Origin of the sequence: Psychrobacillus sp. FSL K6-4046, assembly GCF_038624605.1 — a bacterium.
GTDB lineage: Bacteria > Bacillota > Bacilli > Bacillales_A > Planococcaceae > Psychrobacillus.
In genome coordinates this window covers 1,340,173-1,361,148 of record NZ_CP152020.1, presented here as the reverse complement: position 1 = coordinate 1,361,148, position 20,976 = coordinate 1,340,173, and the positions used below count along the sequence as shown (strand labels likewise).

The 20,976-nt window shown below is 38.1% G+C and carries 20 protein-coding genes; 5 read left to right on the top strand and 15 right to left on the bottom strand.

Annotated features, from left to right (window positions below):
- Positions 1-252 precede the first annotated feature (252 nt).
- Positions 253-3,306 carry a DNA polymerase III subunit alpha gene (gene dnaE, locus MKY09_RS06665; RefSeq protein ID WP_342567919.1) on the bottom strand — a complete coding sequence of 1,018 codons (3,054 nt, stop codon included), beginning with the start codon at positions 3,304-3,306 and terminating at the stop codon, positions 253-255.
- 10 nt (positions 3,307-3,316) lie between these two features.
- On the bottom strand, positions 3,317-4,249 hold the full coding sequence (locus MKY09_RS06660; protein WP_342567918.1) for a bifunctional oligoribonuclease/PAP phosphatase NrnA: 933 nt from the start codon (positions 4,247-4,249) through the stop codon (positions 3,317-3,319).
- A gap of 91 nt (positions 4,250-4,340) precedes the next feature.
- Between MKY09_RS06660 and MKY09_RS06655 the strand changes: the two genes are divergently transcribed.
- A complete protein-coding gene (locus tag MKY09_RS06655; protein ID WP_169360326.1) occupies positions 4,341-4,649 on the top strand; it encodes a YtpI family protein in 309 nt (102 codons plus the stop codon).
- A 322-nt stretch (positions 4,650-4,971) separates the two neighbouring features.
- Here the strand turns inward: MKY09_RS06655 and MKY09_RS06650 are convergent, their stop codons facing one another.
- A complete protein-coding gene (locus tag MKY09_RS06650) occupies positions 4,972-6,279 on the bottom strand; it encodes a DRTGG domain-containing protein (protein WP_169360952.1) in 1,308 nt (435 codons plus the stop codon).
- A gap of 61 nt (positions 6,280-6,340) precedes the next feature.
- On the bottom strand, positions 6,341-7,024 hold the full coding sequence (locus tag MKY09_RS06645; RefSeq protein ID WP_340883031.1) for a metal-dependent hydrolase: 684 nt from the start codon (positions 7,022-7,024) through the stop codon (positions 6,341-6,343).
- A gap of 115 nt (positions 7,025-7,139) precedes the next feature.
- Between MKY09_RS06645 and MKY09_RS06640 the strand changes: the two genes are divergently transcribed.
- Positions 7,140-8,231, top strand: coding sequence for a Xaa-Pro peptidase family protein (locus MKY09_RS06640; RefSeq protein WP_251557230.1), 1,092 nt, complete (start codon positions 7,140-7,142; stop codon positions 8,229-8,231).
- A 278-nt stretch (positions 8,232-8,509) separates the two neighbouring features.
- On the opposite strand, the gene MKY09_RS06635 is transcribed toward MKY09_RS06640, so the two are convergent.
- Together MKY09_RS06635 and MKY09_RS06630 are read right to left on the bottom strand one after the other, a co-directional pair.
- On the bottom strand, positions 8,510-8,965 hold the full coding sequence (locus MKY09_RS06635; protein ID WP_169360949.1) for a hypothetical protein: 456 nt from the start codon (positions 8,963-8,965) through the stop codon (positions 8,510-8,512).
- A gap of 158 nt (positions 8,966-9,123) precedes the next feature.
- Positions 9,124-9,711 (bottom strand): hypothetical protein, encoded by a 588-nt coding sequence (locus MKY09_RS06630; protein WP_169360948.1) that lies wholly within the window; start codon positions 9,709-9,711, stop codon positions 9,124-9,126.
- A gap of 596 nt (positions 9,712-10,307) precedes the next feature.
- Between MKY09_RS06630 and MKY09_RS06625 the strand changes: the two genes are divergently transcribed.
- Positions 10,308-11,543 (top strand): IS110 family transposase, encoded by a 1,236-nt coding sequence (locus tag MKY09_RS06625; RefSeq protein ID WP_251557253.1) that lies wholly within the window; start codon positions 10,308-10,310, stop codon positions 11,541-11,543.
- A 580-nt stretch (positions 11,544-12,123) separates the two neighbouring features.
- Here the strand turns inward: MKY09_RS06625 and MKY09_RS06620 are convergent.
- From MKY09_RS06620 to ald, 4 genes are all read right to left on the bottom strand, one after another.
- A complete protein-coding gene (locus tag MKY09_RS06620) occupies positions 12,124-12,678 on the bottom strand; it encodes a type II toxin-antitoxin system HicB family antitoxin (protein WP_342567917.1) in 555 nt (184 codons plus the stop codon).
- A gap of 178 nt (positions 12,679-12,856) precedes the next feature.
- Entirely contained in the window at positions 12,857-13,210 is a 354-nt protein-coding gene (locus tag MKY09_RS06615; RefSeq protein WP_169360946.1) for a CrcB family protein, read from the bottom strand.
- The gene (gene crcB, locus MKY09_RS06610) at positions 13,207-13,563 is read right to left on the bottom strand and encodes a fluoride efflux transporter CrcB (protein WP_342567916.1); all 357 of its coding nucleotides are present in this window, start codon (positions 13,561-13,563) and stop codon (positions 13,207-13,209) included. The genes MKY09_RS06615 and crcB overlap by 4 nt, the downstream gene beginning before the upstream one ends.
- A gap of 68 nt (positions 13,564-13,631) precedes the next feature.
- Positions 13,632-14,747 (bottom strand): alanine dehydrogenase, encoded by a 1,116-nt coding sequence (gene ald / locus MKY09_RS06605; RefSeq protein ID WP_342567915.1) that lies wholly within the window; start codon positions 14,745-14,747, stop codon positions 13,632-13,634.
- A 199-nt stretch (positions 14,748-14,946) separates the two neighbouring features.
- Here ald and MKY09_RS06600 point away from each other — a divergent pair, with 199 nt between their 5' ends.
- Positions 14,947-15,402: a universal stress protein gene (locus MKY09_RS06600; protein WP_298473291.1), complete on the top strand. Its 456-nt coding sequence runs from the start codon at positions 14,947-14,949 to the stop codon at positions 15,400-15,402.
- A 422-nt stretch (positions 15,403-15,824) separates the two neighbouring features.
- Positions 15,825-16,523, top strand: coding sequence for a GIY-YIG nuclease family protein (locus MKY09_RS06595; RefSeq protein WP_342567914.1), 699 nt, complete (start codon positions 15,825-15,827; stop codon positions 16,521-16,523).
- Positions 16,524-16,529: 6 nt separating this feature from the next.
- Here the strand turns inward: MKY09_RS06595 and MKY09_RS06590 are convergent, their stop codons facing one another.
- The 5 genes from MKY09_RS06590 to sppA form a co-directional block, all read right to left on the bottom strand.
- Positions 16,530-17,720: an acetate kinase gene (locus MKY09_RS06590; protein ID WP_342567913.1), complete on the bottom strand. Its 1,191-nt coding sequence runs from the start codon at positions 17,718-17,720 to the stop codon at positions 16,530-16,532.
- Between the two features lie 65 nt (positions 17,721-17,785).
- Positions 17,786-18,715 (bottom strand): class I SAM-dependent methyltransferase, encoded by a 930-nt coding sequence (locus MKY09_RS06585; protein WP_342567912.1) that lies wholly within the window; start codon positions 18,713-18,715, stop codon positions 17,786-17,788.
- Positions 18,716-18,785: 70 nt separating this feature from the next.
- Entirely contained in the window at positions 18,786-19,289 is a 504-nt protein-coding gene (gene tpx / locus MKY09_RS06580; protein ID WP_169360937.1) for a thiol peroxidase, read from the bottom strand.
- Positions 19,290-19,324: 35 nt separating this feature from the next.
- Positions 19,325-19,906 (bottom strand): RDD family protein, encoded by a 582-nt coding sequence (locus tag MKY09_RS06575; protein WP_342567911.1) that lies wholly within the window; start codon positions 19,904-19,906, stop codon positions 19,325-19,327.
- Positions 19,907-19,918: 12 nt separating this feature from the next.
- Positions 19,919-20,932, bottom strand: a complete 1,014-nt coding sequence (sppA, locus tag MKY09_RS06570) for a signal peptide peptidase SppA (protein ID WP_342567910.1) — start codon at positions 20,930-20,932, stop codon at positions 19,919-19,921.
- Between the last annotated feature and the right edge of the window lie 44 nt (positions 20,933-20,976).

Genomic DNA, 20,976 nt, shown 5'->3' with positions numbered 1-20,976 from the left:
CTTTTATTGGCTTACATTTTTCCTTTCAATAATATGCATTGTTATTGGGTTGATATGGAATGTCATTTTGTTATTTAAAAAGAGAAGTTAATCGAATAGCATAAGTACCGGACGCGTGTGACACTTTTCCCTTTAACAATAGCCTTATGAACAACAAAAAAAATAAGCCATCACCGTCGCTATGCGCACGTGGTGATGGCTTATCTTTCTACACTAAGTAACCATATCCAAAATCGTTGAAGATATTAGTAATCAACAGGTAGAGATATTCTTCGCAATTATTTGTACTCTACCATTTCTAGTCTCTTTCTTACCTTCTATAAAAAGAATAGCTTGTTCTTTTAGAAGGGTATTAAATTTAGCAAAATCATCCGGAAATAAAGTGATAGAAACTGTCCCGGTATCATCTTGGACGGTGACAAAAGCCATTGCTTCACCTTTTTTTGTCCGAATCCTTCTAATATCCTCCACCATTCCAATAACCTTCACATAAGAATCCTTCGAAGACTGTTGAATATCCCAAATATGCTGGATGTTATTATCCATCTTTTTCTTAGAGACTGTTGGATGCTCTGAAAAATATTGACCAAGCACTTCTTTTTCAAATTCTAACTTTGACATGATTGGTAACGGATCCATTTTAATATATTTTGATTTTCCGAAAGGAGAAGAGTCTCCTTCAAATAAATCCGTTTCCTCTGTAGGACTGACAAGCTCCGCATATTTTACGGCAGCATCTATAGTTGCTAATAACGTAGAACGTTCCACTCCAAATTCATCCAAAGCTCCAGCCTTTACAAGTGGCTCGATATTTTTCCTAGTAAAGAAAACAGCAGACAAATCAGAAGCCATGTCAAAAATATCTTCCCATTTCGCTGGCCGTTTATGCCTTTGCTGTAGAAGCTTTTGCGTGAATGGATACGAGATCCCCTTTATCGCCTGAAGGCCAAAGCGAATTCCATTGTTCTCTACACTAAAGGATGACTGGCTTTTAAAAATAGAAGGAGGTAACACAGCTATACCTCTTTGTTTCATCTCGATTACAAGCTGATTAATCTTTTCCTGATTCCCTATCGCAGTACTTAAGAGAGCACCGTAAAATTCTAATGGATAGTGAGCCTTTAAATAAGCCATTTGATAAGAAATAACGCTATATGCAACCGCATGGCTTTTTGGGAACCCGTAATCTGCAAAACGGACGATTAAATCATAAACAGAAGTGGCTGCCTGGTCCTCATGACCGAGCTGTTTGGCTTTTTGGACGAAGTGATGACGTTCCTTTTCTAAAACTTCTCTATTTTTTTTACTAACGGCTCTTCTAAGCAAGTCAGCCTCGCCAAATGTAAAGCCAGCCATTTTGGAGGCAATTTGCATGATCTGTTCCTGATACACAATAATTCCATATGTTTCTCTTAATATCGGCTCTAAAACTGGGTGCTCGTAAGTAATAGGTGCCTGTCCAAGCTTACGTTTTGCATATAGAGGGATGCTATCCATCGGGCCTGGTCTGTATAGTGCATTAACTGCTACAATGTCTTCAAATCTAGTCGGTCTAATTTGTTTTAATGCATTACGCATACCAGCTGACTCTAACTGGAATACTCCCGTTGTATCGCCTTTTTGAAGAAGGCTAAACGTTCGTTCGTCATTTAATGGTATATCCTTTAAAGAAATAGAAGACTTCTTACCATGAATCGATTTAAGAATTCGCTCAATTATTGTTAAATTTCGCAATCCTAAAAAGTCCATCTTTAATAAGCCTTTTTCCTCCACTTCCTTCATTGGCCATTGCGTTAAATAAATCTCATCATGCCCCTTTTGAATTGGGACAGTATTTACTAAAGGTTGTGGGGATAACACTATTCCTGCGGCATGGGTAGATGCATTTCTTGGTAGTCCCTCTAATTTTAGAGCAACTTCAAACCACTTTTTACGCATATCTTCTGTTTGGATAAATTCTCTTAGTTTAGGTGACTGGTCGTAAGCCTCTTTTAAAGTAATTCCTAGTTTGGAAGGTATAAACGAGGAAATGGCGTTCATGGTGCTAGCCTCAAATCCAAATACTCTTGCTACTTCACGGGCAGCTGCTTTCGCTGACAAGGTACCAAATGTAATAATTTGAGAAACATGATTTTGTCCATACTTTTCCGCTACATAGCGAACTACTTCCATTCTTTTTGAGTCAGCAAAGTCAATATCTATATCGGGCATCGTGATACGTTCAGGGTTTAAGAATCGTTCAAATAGGAGTCCATATTGGAGAGGATCTACATCTGTAATATATAAAGTATAAGCTACAAGGGAGCTGGCAGAGGAACCCCTTCCAGGTCCTGTTAAAATATTGGAACGCTTTGCATACTTCATGAAATCCTGGACGATTAAGAAGTAATCTTCATATTGCATCTGACTTATAACGTCTATTTCATATTGCAAACGATCTAAATAAGCTTGGGTATAATGTGGTACTCGCTCTTTTAGTCCTTCCTTGCAAAGAGATACTAAATAATCCTTGGCATTCACATCTACTGGCAAAGGATATTTCGGCATTATATGCTTTTTCTTATCGAATACAACCATACAACGCTCTAACATTGTTTTTGTATTAGAGATCCACTCTGGGACATCTGCAAACCATTCCTTCCATTCCTCGTAAGAAAGTACGTGAGCGTCTGGCTTTGGTTTTTTTCTTTGAAAATCTGTCATCTTTACGGACTGGTCCATTGCATGCAGTACTTCAAAAGCAAACGCATCCTCTTTATCTACATACCGACACTCGTGATAAACAGTAAGCGTAATGTCTAGTTCTTCAGCTGTTTCTCTAACTAAACTCTCTTCCTCCGTTGGCTTGCCACTAGGACGCTCTATCCCAATGAATAAGCAACTCGGTTTAAATATGGCCATTAGTTCTATCAGATTATCTTTTGAGAGCAAGGGATCCGCTTTATACACTGCTATTAATCCTTCTTTATAAGCACTCAGCCATTTCTTTGGTAGTAAATCTAGCTCTCTCGTTTCCATTGCACTTGAAATTTTTAAGATGTTTTCATAGCCTTTATTATTCTCCGCATAAACTACTAAAGACACCGGGCCATTGTCTAGCTGCACCTTGATGGTTAGCCCAATGACCGGCTGTATGTCATTTTTAATAAGCGTATGCCAAAAAGGCAACACACCATACAACATACTGTTTGTAATGGCTGCCACCTTTGTATTATTTTTTTTCAGCTTTTCAATGAGCTGCTCCAATTGAATTGTACTTTTCAGCATATCCGCTGAGGTTACAATTTGGGGATATACTGTTTGCATTCATAACACCTCAATTTACAGCTTTTTTTAAGTCCACTAATACTTCGTCTGCTTCCTCCCATGAATAAGCAGTAGCTCCAGCAGCCAAAGGATGTCCCCCGCCACCATACTTTTTAGCCACTCCATTAATAACTGGACCCTTGGAACGTAATCGAACGCGGATTTCCTTTTCGTCTTCTATAAAGAAAACCCAGCATTTCATCCCTTTCACGTCTGACAAGGCACTTACCAATAAGGAAGCCTCAGATTCTGACACTTGGTATTTTTGCAGAAGTTCTCTTGTTAATTTCATATGTCCTACGCCATTTTCCATTTCAAAATTAGCGTAAATATAGCCTTTTAACTGAAGCATGTTGCTCTCTACTTCATACATACCATTAAATAGTTCTGTTCGATCAAAACCGTAGGAGATTAGTTTACCTGCATAAAGCATTGTTTGTTCTGTTGTGCTTTGGAACATAAATCTTCCAGTGTCCCCTACAATTCCTGCGTATAATAGGCGGGCAATAGTCGAATCCATTTTCCATCCCTTATATTTCTCTCCATCGAAGAAGAGCTCACAAATCATTTCACTTACAGAACTCGCCTCTGTATTTACCCATAATAGGTCTCCGTATGCATCTTCGTTCGGATGGTGATCTATTTTGATTAAAAATTTACCTAAATTATATCTACTGTCATCTATTCTCTCTGTATTGGCTGTATCCGTCACAATAACTAGTGCATCCTTAAAGTCCTCGTCTGTAACAGTATCAGGCTTTGCTAGGAAGTCTAATGTACTATCATGCGTGCCTGTTGCCCATATCTTCTTGTTCGGGTAATTTAAAGCAAGTAATTCCTTTAAGCCAATTTGGGAGCCATAGGCATCAGGATCTGGCCTCACATGGCGATGTATAATAATCTTGTCATAGCTCTCGATTGTGTCAATGATTTGTCTTTTCATAATTTTTCCTCCATAGAGACGCATTACTATTCGCCTTTTTTTAAGTTTACCTTTACAATAAAAATAGCATTACTTTTATTGGAGGTACATCATGATATTAAATGGAATATTAGTTTTAGGTATAATCGTCTCGTTTGTATGGTATTTTTATTTTAAAACAAAACAGCTTCGTGCAACACTTCCTATTCGCAAAAAATGGTATACTGCGAAGGCTTCCGTTTGTCTTGGAGCGTTTATATTGTTTTTCGGCTTTAACTTTATGTTGATTTATCAATCAACACTCACTTATGTAGTATCTATCATCTTTGTATTAATCGGTGGGTATTTTATGTACCATCATTATAAAGCAGCCAAACACTACGGTCAGTTTGTACAAGAAGAACTTAGTTTAAATCAATGATGCGGCAAAATGCCGCATCTTTTTTTGTTGTTTAGGAAATTATAGAATGATGAACCTGGGGATAAATTAATGTCTAGCGCAAGCAGCCTTGCCCCTCGGGTCAAATGGATAAAAACTGCGGTGGCTGAGGAACTGCCTCCTCGCTATTCTCCATTTGCCTGTCGGGGCAGACATAGGCGCTTGCGCTTTTCTAGTTGTCTAGCTCCACCGCCTTGCCCCTCGGGGTCAAATGGATAAAAGCTCCGGTGGCTGAGGAACTGCCTCCTCGCTTTTCTCCATTTGCCTGTCGGGGCAGACATAGGCGCTTGCGCTTTTCTAGTCATTATCTTTCTAATAATTGATAAGTGACCATAGCCTTACCAACTAATTGTTTATCGTGGAAAACCTCAATATCCATCTTCGCTACTTTCCTACTCATTTCTAATACCCTCACCTGGATGCGCAGGATACTTTCTAATTGAATAGGCTTAGTGAAATAAATCGTCATGTTTTCAACGACAGATTCACCACGCTTTTTAATTTTTAACGCTTGTGCTCCTGTTTCCGTTAAAAGGATCGCAAAAGCGCCATAAGACATTGCCCCGTAATGGTCCGTCATTTGAGGCGTCACGACAAATTCAAACATAAACTCCTCAGATGAAACTACTTTAATCTGCTGCTTTACTATATCATCAATCGTTTCACCGTTTTGAGGCTGTCGAGAAGCAGCCTGCAAGGCCTTTAATACATCCTGCCTACTGATGACACCTTCTAAATAATTGCTCTCTTTAACAACAGGTAGAAGATCTATTCCTTCCCAAATCATACGATGGCTAGCAGAAGCAACGCTCGTTTTCATCGTAATGGCAATAGGATTCTTCGTCATAACCTTTTCAATCATCTCATTGCTATTTCTTCCGATAACATCACGAGCCGTCACTATTCCAACGAGCTTATTGGATCGATCTACTACAGGGAATCCCCCATGAGAGGTCATATTATTTAAATCTCTGTATTGTTTTACAAGGTCTGTTGCGTATAAATAAGACGTCTCTTCTAGTGGTACATATATATCCTCAATTAGTAAAACGTCTTTCTTAATAAGCTGGTCGTCAATCGCTCGATTAATCATCGTGGCAACTGTAAAGGTATCATAGCTCGTGGATATAACCGGAAGTTCTAGCTCATCCGCTAATTTTTTAGTGTTCTCCAAAACATCAAAGCCACCCGTGATTAATACTGCAGCTCCAGCCTTTAAAGCAGTCTCATGTACCTTCAAACGATTACCAACGATCAATAGATTGCTTGGCTCTACGTAGCGCATCATATCATCCAGCTGCATGGCACCAATAACGAATTTGTTCAATGTCTTGTATAACCCAGCTTTACCACCAAGTACTTGTCCATCTACTATATTAACTACCTCTGCGAATGTAAGGCGTTCGAAGTGCTCTTTTTTCTTAAGCTCTATACGAATCGTACCCACTCGTTCAATAGTACTAACTATTCTTCTATTTTCTGCTTCCTTAATGGCTCTATAAGCTGTTCCTTCACTTACCGATAAATCTTTTGCAATTTGCCTAACCGATATTTTATCACCAACGGGAAGGTTTTCAATGTAAGCCAAAATCTGCTCATGTTTTGTTGTCATGTAGTCACATCCAAACGTTAGTTATACGCTTATTGTAACACATTTTAATAATTTTCTTATGCTAGGAGAGTGCAACAAATTCTCCAGCTGAAAGTATTTGTACCTCTGCCTTTTTAACTAAGCCTTCAAAGTACTTTGGATCTTGTTTGATAGGTGGAAAAGTATTGTAGTGAATAGGAACTACAATTTTAGGCTGAAGTAATTCTGTAGCATAGGCCGCATCCTCTGGTCCCATTGTGAAATTGCTACCTATAGGAAGGAAAGCAACATCAATATCGTGTCGATCACCTATAAGCTTCATATCACCAAATAAACCAGTATCCCCAGCATGGTATAGGGTAGTTCCCTCTGCACTGAAGAGAATACCAGTAGGCATCCCTAAATAAATGACCTGGCCTTCCTCATTTGTAGTAGAAGAGCTATGAAAAGCTTGAGTAAATTTTACTTTTCCAAACTCAAATTCACGCTCGCCTCCGATACCCATAGGATGCACTTCTACCCCTTTAGATTGTATATAATTTGCCAGTTCAAAAGGTGCTACGACAATGGCATTGCATTTTTTAGCAATCTCCACTGTATCTCCGACATGGTCGTCATGACCATGTGTTAAAAGAATAGCATCCACTTGTTGTTCAGCTGCGTTCAAGTCTGTTTTTTCATTCCCCGTTATAAAAGGGTCAATTAAAATAGTGTGAGAATTTGTTTGAATTTTTACTACTGAGTGTCCATGATAGCTAATTTTCATTTTGACATCTCTCCTTAAAAATTATTTTAAATCTACTTATTGTTCATTCAACGCTAATGCAAGAATTCCTTTATTCTGCTATCCTTATAATATAAATAAAAAAGAGGTGCTTTACTTGGAATCTATAAAAAAAATTCAGTCATACCTACAAATTAACAGCATAGACGCTGCTTTCGTAACTACTCCTGATAACGTCTTCTATTTTACCGGATTTAAAAGCAATCCGCACGAACGTTTACTTGGAGTGATGATTTTCAAAGATGCTCCCCCGTTTATCATTTGCCCTAAAATGGAGATGCCGGACGCTAAAGCAGCTGGATGGTCAGGGACTATTATTGGTCATCAGGACACAGACAATGCATGGGACGTATTAGCGTCAGCAGTGAAAGAAAGCGGACAATCAATTCAGAGCCTTGCAATTGAAAAATCTCATATGACGGTTGAAAGATTAGAAGCAATAACGAAAAGATTTTCCTCCCTTCAAATTAATCGTTTAGATGAAAAAATCAATGAGCTACGTGTTATAAAATCCGAGGCAGAATTAGCTAATATGCGTAAAGCAGCAGAGCTAGCAGATTATGCGATTGAAGTCGGTTGTAAAGAGATTGCTGAAGGTAAAACGGAGCTAGAAATATTAAATGCTATCGAGTTAGCCGTGAAAGAAAAAGGCGCAGCTCAAATGTCATTTGATACGATGGTATTAAGTGGACCGAAGACTGCTTCTCCTCACGGAACTCCAGGAGATCGCAAAATTCAAAAGGGTGATTTCATCCTGTTTGATCTTGGTGTAGTGTATAACGGCTATTGTTCTGATATAACTCGTACGGTAGCTTTCGGTGAACCTTCTCCGGAAAAAAGAGAAGTATACGAAACAGTGCTTAAGGCAGAAATGGCAGCTGTAAATGCAGTGAAGCCAGGTGTCACTGCTATGGAATTAGACAAAACGGCTCGTGATGTTATTACGGAGGCTGGCTATGGTGAATACTTTACGCATCGCCTTGGTCATGGCTTAGGAATTTCAGTTCATGAATTCCCTTCGATTACAGGTGTTAATGAAATGGTATTAGAAGAAGGAATGGTATTTACGATCGAGCCTGGTATTTACCACCCAGATATTACGGGCGTACGTATTGAGGATGATGTAGTGGTTACTGCTGACGGAGTGGAAGTGTTAACTAAATTCCCGAAAGAGCTGCAAATACTTTAAAATAAGCAGGAAACTATGACTTCTCTCGCTGTGCCCCAGGAGTCGTAGCCTTCTCTCCAATCAACTAGAATGGAGAGGTCTCTACAAGAAAGCAACTAGCTTTAAAAATTAGTGAAAACGTGAAATCAACTGATGATTTCACGTTTTTTTATTTGCTTTGTTAAAGGTAAAGGATGATTTTAAATACATATAAACAATGAGCGATGATATTTTCTCCTGGATTATTTTTCTTCACTTTTCATCTTCAAATAACGCAACGTTACTTGAATAAGGAATTGTTAATTTTGATGAAAACTTGTTTCACCGGGAATTATACTTTTGATTAATGCAACATCACTTTTTAATGCATTAGGTACAAAGAATTCCGTCCCCCAGTGTCCCGAATGAAACACAGACATCATATCCTTCTCTAAATTAACTGTGAACCACTTGAATTCTCCTATTTTATTTAAATAGTCATTCAATAAATAATCTGAAACGATAAAGTGTTTTCGCCACCTAAATATAGTGAGATTTTCTCCTTTAACAATTTCTAATTCATTTTTATAGAGAGATTTAATCTCTGAAATAGTTTCAATCTCTTTATTCCAACAATGAATTTCAATTGTATTTGAACTTTTTAAAAAGTGTTCGAATAATGCAGTCCAATAATCGTAATTTCCGATTACTGGCTTTGGAAAGGTTGATTCATCATCTGTAAAGGTTGGTATATTAAAAGCTACATTATATTGCATACATTCCTTCCTCCTATACCGTTTTGTAGCTAACCCCAATTTTTATACAATAGAAAATAGGTATTAGTTAAGAAACATCCATCTTAGCTAAAGCACTACACTACATTTAAGAAGAACAGAGACGCTTATTAACAATCGCGCCCGATTGCTTCAAACTCTTATTTGTGAGACACATCATAAAAAACGGTGGTATAGTAATTAAAACCTGTCCAGAAATCTCCGTGTAAATTACCTAACATCCTTTGCAAATCACTTCTCGAAAAATATTTTCCGTTTCTTATAAATCTAATACGCTCTTCCAAGTGCAGGAAATTATTTATACTATCAACCAGGTATCCCCTTTCTTCTCTGGAATAATCTCCTTCAGAAACAAGGTCTAACAGGGTATTTCTTGCCTGTTGTACATCGAAAAGCATTCTATCCAGTTTATCTTTGTCAATTGTTTTGGAGTCCGTGCCGATCAGCCATTCTTGTTCAAAAATCGGAAGAATAAATTGAGTTCTATTTACCGTAGGATTGTAATTATCACTTTTTAAATCCTTTTTTAGATCCTCCTCATAGGTAGCTTTAAACTCGCCAATCTCTTCTTCGTAGGTTTTGCCATTATGAGTATTCGAACCAGGATGATATGTAAAGCTTTGATGGACGCTAAAAAGCGATAATGGATAATACCAAGATATGAAAGCTATAACAAGTACAATAAATACTCCTGAACCTATGACCTTCCTTTTACGTTTTGTATTCATATAAATCCCCCTCGTATATTAGTAATAAGAGCTCTTTCCGATAGAATTTCCAGTTGATCCGGACAGCTGGAGGATCTGTTGGATTTCCTATAGGAAGTGGTCGCCTCTTGGCTCCCTCACCCTTTTTATGTTTTACCTGTTTGACCCCTGCTTTACCGAGGGAGCCAAAAAGGAAAAGTCTATTTTTAACATGACTAAATAAAGCTGACAGGTGCTTACCTGCTTATTTGAGTTGCCTAACTTCATATCGTTTGGACGAAGATTGGAGGATGCTCCATTTCAGTACTTCGTCCTTTTTTATTTCAATCTACTTTTCTCTCAGACCGTGCCCATGAGACAATGGAACGGACAAGGTTGACACAGGAAATAGCTTTTCCCCCTTGCGGGCACTTAGTGCACTGCTTAATAAGCCTGCTACCCATCGTTCATTATGGAAGGTCTAACCACTGGCTGCGACGCTGAGGAAGAAGAGAGTGTAGCGCTCATTTTGGTCTTCTTTCACTTTGATTGCTAATAACGAGGCAGACATCGATGATTCTGATGGGCACCCAGGTCTGAGACAATCTTGATTAATCCCACCTTAGGAGGTGATTGGCATGTCACAAATGCTAGTCGGTATCGACGTGAGTTTGCGCTCCCATCATGTCCATTTCATGCATGGAGAGGGACATACGCTCGCTGATTTTTCTGTTTCCAATGATACAGAAGGTGCGAACACCTTAATTCAAAAGCTTTTAGGAACAGCGGAAAAAAATCAGTGCGAACATATTAAAATTGGATTAGAAGCGACAGACCAGTATAGCTGGCACGTTGCTCATTATTTAAAGAATCAATTGCACAATTATGAACCAACGTTTCAAACAGCGGTTTATATGTTAAATGCACGTAAAGTATCTCGCTTTAAAAAGGGGTACGATACGTTACCGAAAAACGATCGAATTGACGCCTGGGTAATTGCGGATCATTTACGCTTTGGACGTCTGCCACATGAAATGCAAGAAACCTTACAATATGAAGCACTTCGTCGTTTAACACGTACCCGATTCCATCTAATGCATGAAGTTGCACGTAATAAAACCTACATGATGAACCAACTGTTTTTAAAGTTTAGTGGCCTACGCCAAGATAACCCGTTCTCGAATACATTCGGTACGACCAGTCTCGCTGTCATTGAAGAGCTAGATCCGGAAACCATTGCCGAGATGCCTTTAGAAGAACTGGTTGAGTTCTTACAGGAGAAAGGCAAAAAACGTTTTGCCGAGCCAGAAGAAATCGCTAAATATCTTCAAAAGCTTGCACGTAATTCCTTTCGATTAGACAAGGCCATGGCTGATCCCGTTAACATCTCACTATCCGTGATTTTAAGTACGATTCGCCATATGGAATCCCAAGTCAAACGTTTGGATAAGGAAATCGAGCGTATGATGAAAGGTTTCACCCAAACATTAACTTCCGTAAAAGGCATTGGACCCGTGTACGCAGCCGGCTTGCTCGCCGAAATTGGAGATATCAAGCGTTTTGATGACCACCACGCATTAGCGAAATATGCTGGACTCGTTTGGACACAGTATCAATCTGGCGAATTTGAAGCCGAAAATACTAGCCGGATGCGAACCGGCAATAAATACCTACGGTATTATCTTGTACAAGCAGCAGATGCGGTACGTAAATATGACACTGAATATAAAGCCTTTTATCAAAAGAAATACCAAGAAGTAACCAAGCACCAACATAAACGCGCTCTCGTCTTAACCGCTAGAAAACTAGTACGCCTCGTGCATTCGCTACTACGCACGAATCAGCTGTACATACCACCAGAAAGGAGAGACTGAGTTAACCAACTCACAACCTTTCACCCGTTAAATAACTTCCATTTTTTTCTTTTTTAAAAGCAGAAAAATGAGAGGTTTATTTGGTATGCGCAAAAAGTGTTCATTTGGAAAGTATCACTTAAGTAATTTCCAATTCATTTCTTTTTTTCGCTTGACATATTACCACTGGGCTTTATCTTTAGACTAATCACTTGTTTATTCAGATGGTTATATAACAATCTGGCCCGATTGTTGAATACAAGTTAAACAACTCTCTTAAACTAACCGGCTACTTAGTTTAAGAGTGACATTTCACAAAGTATATTTAGAATCAACTTGATATTTGGGACATAAAAATAGATCATCGAAAGGATGGCCATATTTGGCAAAAGCATCGGCTTGTTTAAGTATAGTAATTCACAAACTTTATTAAATTCCTTAAGTAAAAAACTGAAACAAAATCGCCCTGTTTATTTATCGAAAATTATAATTATTTTCAATAAAAATTTAGTAGAAAATTAATACATGTAATTACAAATTATTATTACATGCTAAAATAAATCGCCTGTAATTTTATTGCTATAGGAGCAATATTTAAAAATCACAATTTCTTTTTTATCTCTTCTACTCTGAGTACTAGACTATCGAAAGCTTCTTCCGCTTCAACTCGACGTCGTACAGTACAAATAACAGGATATGTAGGACAAACTTGGATCAACTTCTCCTTTGCTATTTCAATTGGTAAATTACCATCTACCTTTACATCCCAAAGTCCTTCTCTATTCTTATATGCAACAGCTTGAAAATCACTTCTCTCATCTCTGTTAAAATAGATATGCCAATGACGGAATGGTAAATGCTCTTCAATTTCTTTTGCATAATCACTATATGATGTTTTAATAAAAACAAGTTCCATCTCTTCCGTCACAAGATTAGTAGGAATCTGTTCCTGACTTGGTAAATCTTCATTATCATATAAAGCACCGGCTAGCAAATAAGCTAAGGCCTTCTTTGCATTTTGAATTGCTTCCTTTTTCGTGGGACCATAGCTTAACGGAGTCTCCCACCCGTACTTTGGAAGCAAAGTTGGGAAATGAATACTGAAACTTTCTTCTTGCTTAATAAAAGCTGGATATACTACATTCTCAAATGCCATATCATCTATACCTGCCCTTTATTTATAGGAAAAATCTAGAAATTAAAAGTATCCTTCTTCAACTAATTTGTGCGTTTAGTTTAAGTAACTAGTTGTGTGTCAGCCTCATTTGATAGTTTTCCGGTGGATTCGCCGTCTGCTGCTCCAAACAATACAGGCAACCCCAAAAATTAGAGAGCTAAAATATAGTTCCAAAAAAGTAACCTATAAAAGCTACGAACAACCCACCTACATAAGTAGAAATCAAATAAAAAAGGTATTGTTTTCGTTTTTCCTTTAGTTTTATCAATTCAGCGTTCAACGTTGAAAAGGTTGTCAGTGCTCCTAATAGCCCAATACCAATGAGCAGATAATAAATTCCTTCCACGTTCACCCCACACAGTAACCCAAGTAGAAAAGATCCTATTAAATTCACAAAAAGCGTTCCATAAGGAAACTGGCTATGCTTATTTAGTTTTTCAGCAGTATAAAATCTCAGTATTGCACCAAGGAATCCCGCTCCTCCTACTGCTATTAAAGAAATTAGAGTCATTCTTTCACCTCTTTTTTCCATCCAAGATTACTACTAATCATGCCGCCAATTATACTGCATATTAGATAAATCAGTGCCAAAGCATATTCGGATTGTTCTACTAAAAGTATAGTTTCCACACTAAAGGCTGAAAAGGTAGTAAAGGAACCGAGGAACCCGGTGCCTAAGGCGAGGCGTAATTTGTAGGAGAACCTCTCTGTACGAGACAAAATAAAAGCAAGAGCAAAACACCCAATTAAATTTACAAGTAACGTGGAAAAAGGGAAAGAAGATGAAGGAGCTATATAAAATCCAATCACATACCGACATATTGCACCTAGTCCACCTGCGAGGCCAACGTATAGATAACTCACTATTCCACCCCACTGTCTAGAAATTTAGAAATCACCCAAACTCTTTAGAGCTGGGTGATTGAGTAATGTTATTTTAAAAGAGTTGTTACATCTGTATATGGTAAGCCTTGTGCTTCTGCAACTGCTGCAAATGTAACATGACCGCCTAATGTATTAATCCCTTTTTGAAGAGCTAAATTATCCAGACATGCTTGCTTGTACCCTTTGTTTGCAATTTGCACTGCATAAGGTACTGTTGCGTTCGTCAATGCCATCGTAGATGTTCTTGGAACAGCTCCTGGCATATTCGCAACTGCATAATGTACTACGCCGTGCTTTTCATAGGTAGGGTTATCATGCGTTGTAATTCTGTCAGAAGTTTCAAAGATTCCTCCTTGGTCAATGGCAATATCAATTACAACTGAGCCTGGAGTCATTGATTTAATCATATCCTCTGATACCAGCTTAGGAGCTTTGGCACCAGGTATTAATACAGCACCTATTACTAAGTCTGCTTCCTTCACCGCTTCTCCAATATTGTAAGGGTTAGAGATTAGAGTTTGAACATTGCTTCCAAAAATATCTTCTAATTGACGTAGACGATCCACGTTTAAGTCGATGATAGTTACTTTCGCACCCATTCCTATTGCCACTTTTGCAGCATTTGTACCTGCGATCCCACCACCAATAATTGCTACATTAGCACGTGGAACCCCTGGAACTCCACCAAGTAAAATTCCTTTACCTCCATGGATTTGCTCTAGGAATTGAGCGCCAATTTGGGTAGCCATACGACCTGCAACCTCACTCATTGGTGAAAGAAGAGGTAAAGAATTGTTTGGTAATTGAACTGTTTCATAAGCAATCGCTGTCACTTTCTTCTCTAATAACACTTTTGTTAATGCTTCTTCAGGTGCTAAATGTAGATAAGTGAACAGGACCGTTCCTTCTTGAATTAAGTCAAACTCCTGATGTGTTGGTTCTTTTACTTTCATTACCATTTCTTGATTCCATGCTTCGTGAGCAGTTTGAACAATCGTTGCTCCTGCTGCAATATAATCTTCATCGGTAAAGCTAGAACCTAATCCTGCTCCTGTTTCAATAAACACTTGATGATTATGTAGAGTTAAGCTTACAACTCCCGCTGGTGTCATTGCGACACGGTTTTCATTATTTTTAATTTCCTTTGGAACTCCTATACGCATGTCTATATCCCCTTTAACAAGATTAAATAGATTAGTGAAACAAGTATATTTTAGCATTAATAATTCTAAATTGCTCATCAATTCGTTCTTATAATTAGCCTTTGTTCACAAATTAGACTAAATAACTATTAAAAGATAGCAGGAATTAGAGATTAAGTATAGAAATATAATAGTATAACAAACCCAGGAGGGATTTAGAATGACATTAAAATACAATCAAATCTTAGTAGCAGTAGACGGTTCAAAGGAAGCAGAATTTGCTTTTAAAAAGTCTGTTTCTATTGCTGAAAGAAATAACGCAACTTTAAATCTAGTTAATATCATTGATACTCGTTCTTTTGCAGCTATTGAGGCGTATGATCGTTCTATCGCGGAAAGAGCTCAAAAATTTGCAGAAGATTTACTTGGTGGATATAAAAAAGAAGCTCTTGCTGCAGGCGTGGCAAATGTAAATATTATTGTTGAGTATGGCTCACCTAAGACAATGATTTCGAAGGATCTAGCTAATAAGGTAGAAGCAGATTTAATCATTTGTGGAGCAACTGGCCTAAATGCAATGGAAAGATTTTTAATTGGTAGTGTGTCTGAATATATTGTACGTTCTTCAACTTGTGATGTACTAGTAGTACGTACAGATGAAGTGCTAGAAGCTTAAATTAGATATTAAGATGTAGAGAATCATGGCTTTTGCCTTGGTTCTCTTTTTAATTTTGAACAATTTGAATGAGAGACCAGAGGAAAGTAGACGGAAAGCGTTAATGCCTTACGTAGAATAATGTAGAAGTTGATTTCCGCTATCGGCGGACGCTTTCCGTGGGGTGAGCGATAAGCCATCACCCATCGCTAACGCGCGTGGTTGTGATGTCTTATCTGTCTCACTCATCCCACTGGAGTCGCAACCTGTCGCTCCAATCAACAAGGAGTTATCCTTGCTTAGCAGTTAATAGCTGATCGTATCTAAACAGTTAAAGATAAAACCAATTATTACTTTTCAACTATAAAAATATTCATCAATACACTATAATGGAAAATAATACTATATTTTATACTATCCATATAGAAAGAGACGTGAGTTTTTTGATCAAACAACTTGTAGAACGAATATTTATGAAAAACTCTTACACAAAAGAAACAACAGATATACCCACTTATACTCAACCCCAAAAGATATATCTTTTCGATTCAAATCAAGAAGAATTAGAAGCAGTTCAAAAATTTCCTTTTCCAGAAGGCGATGCCCCAGGTTATGTTTACTTCGTACAAGAATATATGAATGGCACTTTTAAAATTGGAAAAACAAAGCACATCGAAAAACGAATGAATCTTTTTAACATTAAGCTTCCATTTGAGAACAAACTTATCTACCTGATTAAGACTGGAAATCACCACCAGACAGAGGTGGTGTTTCATAAGCATTTTGCTTCTAAACGATTAGAAGGAGAATGGTTTAGCCTGAACAGAGAAGATATGAATTGGATTAAGTCAGGTAAATATACAGATGAAATTAACTACACTATTAATAACAAGAAAGAAATAGATGAAAATGATAAAGAAAAAATCGCTGAAGAACATTTAAAAAAAGAAAAACCATTAACTAAAAAACAAATAGAATATGCTAAAACAATGATTCAAAAATTAGATCAAGAGTATGAGTTAATGATTGATTATTCATCTTTAACGAATGAAGATTTGAGTAGATTAAGTGTTTATTTTAGATTTAAAAACATTGGTGCTTTAAACAACCTTGTTAAAAAAGGTGTGTTAAAGAAGACATAATATTAACTACATCTCCGCCACCCGTATCACATCTCTCGCAATCATGATCTCCTCATTCGTTGGGATGACGATGACTTTTACGGGTGAGTGTGGGTAGTTGATGAAGCCTTCTTTGCCGTGCAGCTTGTTTAGGTCCGGATCCATGTAGACGCCCATGAATTGGAGGCCGGAGAGTACCTTTTCGCGGATAACCTCGCTGTTTTCTCCTATGCCTGCTGTGAAGATAATAGCGTCTACTCCATTCATACGGGCAGCGTAGGATCCGATGTACTTGTGTATTCGGTTGGCAAAGACGTCTAGTGCTAGTTGGGCACGGTCATTACCTTTGGTTGCTTCTGTTACAATATCTCGTAGATCACTAGAAAAGCCTGATACTCCGAGCATTCCTGATTTCTTGTTTAATATATCTAGGATGCCTTCTGCACTTTTCCCTGTCTTCTCCATTAAGTAGGGTATCAGTGCCGGGTCAATGTTTCCTGATCTTGTGCCCATTGTTACTCCTGCAAGTGGAGTGAAGCCCATGGAGGTGTCTATAGATTTCCCTTTGTGAATAGCAGCAATGCTTGCCCCATTTCCGAGATGGCAGGAGATGAGACGAGTTATTTCTAGTGGTCTATTTAATAATTCTGCTGCTCGGTGAGCGACATATTTATGAGAGGTTCCGTGAAAGCCATATTTTCTAATACTATACTTTTCGTAATAGTCATACGGAATCGAGTATAAATAAGAACTTTCAGGCATCGTTTGGTGGAAAGCAGTATCAAACACAGCGACAGCTGGTATATTGGGCAAAACTTTTTGAAATTCTATGATTCCTGTAACGTTTGCCGGGTTATGAAGTGGAGCAAACTCTGCTAATCTTTCAATATTTTTGGTTACGTCCTCGTTTATTAAAATGGAGTCATTGTATGTTTCTCCTCCATGTACGACACGGTGGCCAATTCCTTGTATATCTTCTAACGATTGAATTACTTTGCGATCAATCAGCATTTTAATGAGCAATTTAACCGCCTGTTCGTGATTATCTACTTGCTCTATTAAGTGGATACGTTCATCGTCAAAGTTCATCGTAAACACAGGATTTGATAACCCTATCCTTTCGATTAATCCTTTTGCTATTACTCTCTCTTCGGGCATTGAGTACAACTGAAATTTTAAAGAAGAACTACCTGCATTAACCGCTAAAATATTTGGCATAAGAAAACGCCCCTTCTTTATACTGATACAATAATTGTACCTTGCATAAAAGGGGCGGGCAAATTTTACCTATTATTTTCTTCTTGCCATATGTCGATCTTTTTGAAGAATAGCTCCATTGCTTCTCGATTTGTCATACTTGGTACCTTCGCAAGCAAGACCTCTCGTGGAGCCTTTAAGTCTTCGCTTTTCTTTTGTAAAATAAGGAGACTCTTTTCTTGCGCTTTGTTCTTAAAGATAGAGTCTGGAAGTTGAATGACTGCTTGTATCCAGCCATTTTCTTTTATAAATTTATGCAGCTGTGGTGCTTGTTTTGACTCGAAGATTGTAGCTGGGACTAGAAAATATAGATATCCACCCGGTTTTACATGCTTCATCGCTTGTTCCATGAACAAATGATGGGCATAAGGCATTTCATCCTCGCTATGAAGGAAATAATCCTTCGAGGCCTCTTCGTCTGGATAATATCCTACTGGCAAGTCACTTACAACTATATCGACAGGATCAATCATCAATGGACGAATTGCATCCTGTCTAAATAACTGGATGTCCTGCTCCAGTAGTTCCCCAACCTGCGCAGCAAGCTGAATAAGTAACTCGTCTATCTCCACTCCAAACGCATGGGAAGTATTTGGAATGACGTTCATTAAGGTGAATAGAAGGTTTCCAGTCCCTAATGCTGGATCTAAAAAGGACAGCTCCTTTTTCTCCTTGTTCATTTCTTTTACGAAATAGCTTAGTAGTAAGCCAATTGCGTCCGGTGTCATTTGGTGATTTGCTTGAGTTGACTTGCTCATCCCTTTTAAAATAGCGAGCTGGATAGCTTTACGAATCTCTTCTTTTTTAGGATTCACAAGGTCAGGAGCTTTTTTATTTTCAAGCCATAGCTCAAGTGCATAGACGATTCCTTCTAAATAAGGAGCAGATTCCTGCTCTTCTATAAATGTGGCTTCTTGATCGATAAATGAAAAGATTTTTTCTACATTTGTTTGCATACTGATCCCTCAAATGAAAACCCACTCGAAATAGAGTGGGTTTACTTATTTTTTATAGTGTTAGTGTTATTTATTGTGCTGCTTTAACAGCCTCAAGCGCTTTTTCGTAGTCAGGATGGTTAGTACCTTCACTTACGATTTCCTTGTAAGTTACTACACCATTCTTATCTACTACAAATACCGAGCGAGCAAGTAAGCGTAACTCTTCCATTACTATTCCGAATGCTTTCCCGAAAGAAAGGTCGCGGTGATCAGATAATGTCTGAATAGAATCTGCTGCATTTGCTCCACACCAACGAGACTGTGCAAAAGGTAGGTCAACAGAGATTGTTAAAATAACAACATCATCACCAAGACTTGCAGCACTTTCGTTAAACTTGTTAGTTTGTGCTGAACAAACACCAGTGTCAAGGGAAGGTACTACACTAATCAGGCGAGTTTTTCCAGCTGAATCCTCAAGAGTAACCGGCGATAGGTTATTTGCCAAGACTGTAAAGTTTGGAGCTTTTTCCCCAACCTCTACCTCTTTGCCTAATAATGTTACAGGATTATTTTTAAATGTTACTTGTGTCATAATTATGTAGCCTCCTTTTCGATACTCTCATCTTACTAGAATTCGTTTGTCTCTTGCAACTCATTTGCAACAGGAGTGCGCTTATATTCAACAATTTCCTTTTTGTCATAGGAAGATTCGTGTATGACGAGTGTATCTGCGATAAAATCATGGATTGCTTGCTTTTGTGGTGTAAAGGCCGCAACTACATACGGAAGGTTAAATGGTATCACTGATATTAGACGTCCTACCCATTCTCTGAATAAAACCGTACCCCATGTTAGCTTTCCTTCTCCTTTAGATACAACACGAATGCCAAAAATCATTTTACCTATTGTTTGTGAAAAGAACTTCGTCATAAGAACAAAGTACAAATAGAAAAGAATTGCTGTTACAAGTGATATCGGTGCATACCAGCTTGAACTGCTTACATCCAATGAGAACAAGCGGAAAACTGGTTTGATTAACAGCATGCCCACAGAAGATAGCACGAGCAAATCTACTATATAAGCCCAAAAGCGTATCCAAAAACCAGCAGCCTTTTGTACGTAGCTTTCTGTTTTCGAAACGGCCATTGTTTGACGAACAGGCGGGCTTTCTTTTACAAGCTCATGGTTATTTGGTTCTAACTCACTCATTGTATTCCCTCCTTATTCATTTCCATAAAGATACATCATTTTTGGTGCAGAATTATCTGCAATTAGCTTAGCAATCAATTTAGATTCAATGTCTACTCCAAAAAATGATTGTGCCTTCATCGCAAATAATGAAGAGAAGCTAGGAGAAAAACCATACTCAAACACTTCTGCGCCTTCTAGGTCATAGTCAGTTTGAATGGACGCTATAGCATCCTCTAAGAAACCAAGCTCATCCGCAAGACCCGACTCCACGGCCTGTCTTCCGTTTAATATTCTTCCATCTGCTACTTTCTTAACTTCAGCCTCTGTCATATTTCTTCCTTGTTCAATAATATCAACAAAGTCCTCATAAGAATCATTTAGCATATCTTGTAGCATTGCTCGCTCTTCTTCTGTCATGTCTCTCGTTGGACTCATAATGTCTTTATATGGTCCTGATTTGATCGTCACAAATTCCACGCCGTACTTTTCAGCAAGGCCGCCATAGTTTATGCTTTGCATAATCACCCCGATAGAACCTGTCAGTGTTTCTTTGTTAACAAAGATTTTATCGGCTGGTGCAGATATGTAATATCCTCCTGAAGCTGCCATGCTTCCCATCGAAACATAAAATGGTTTGCCGGTCTCTTCTTGAATTTCTACTATTTCCTTATAGATCTGTGCTGATTCCACTACCCCTCCACCTGGGGAGTTTACTTGAAGAACGACTGCCTTAACAGAGTCGTCATTTCTCACTTGATCTAATTGTTGAAGGAAAAACTGATGATTATATCCTTCTGTTCCAAACAAGCTAGTAGTTCCACCGGTATCTTGAATGGTACCATCTACTGTAAGTACAGCCACTCGTTTATTCATACTTCCTGGCTGTAGGACTGTTTCATAGAACTCTGTATTAGCTGTAGAGCTTACATCTTCCATAAATGTAGACCAATCTGTTGAGAATATGGATGATGCAGTATTAACAACCAAGGATATGGCTAACAAAATTGCAGCTCCTACAATGGCCAACCAACGTTTCATATTCATATTACTAATTTCCTCCTTTTTCTTTCCTTCTTACATACGTTATA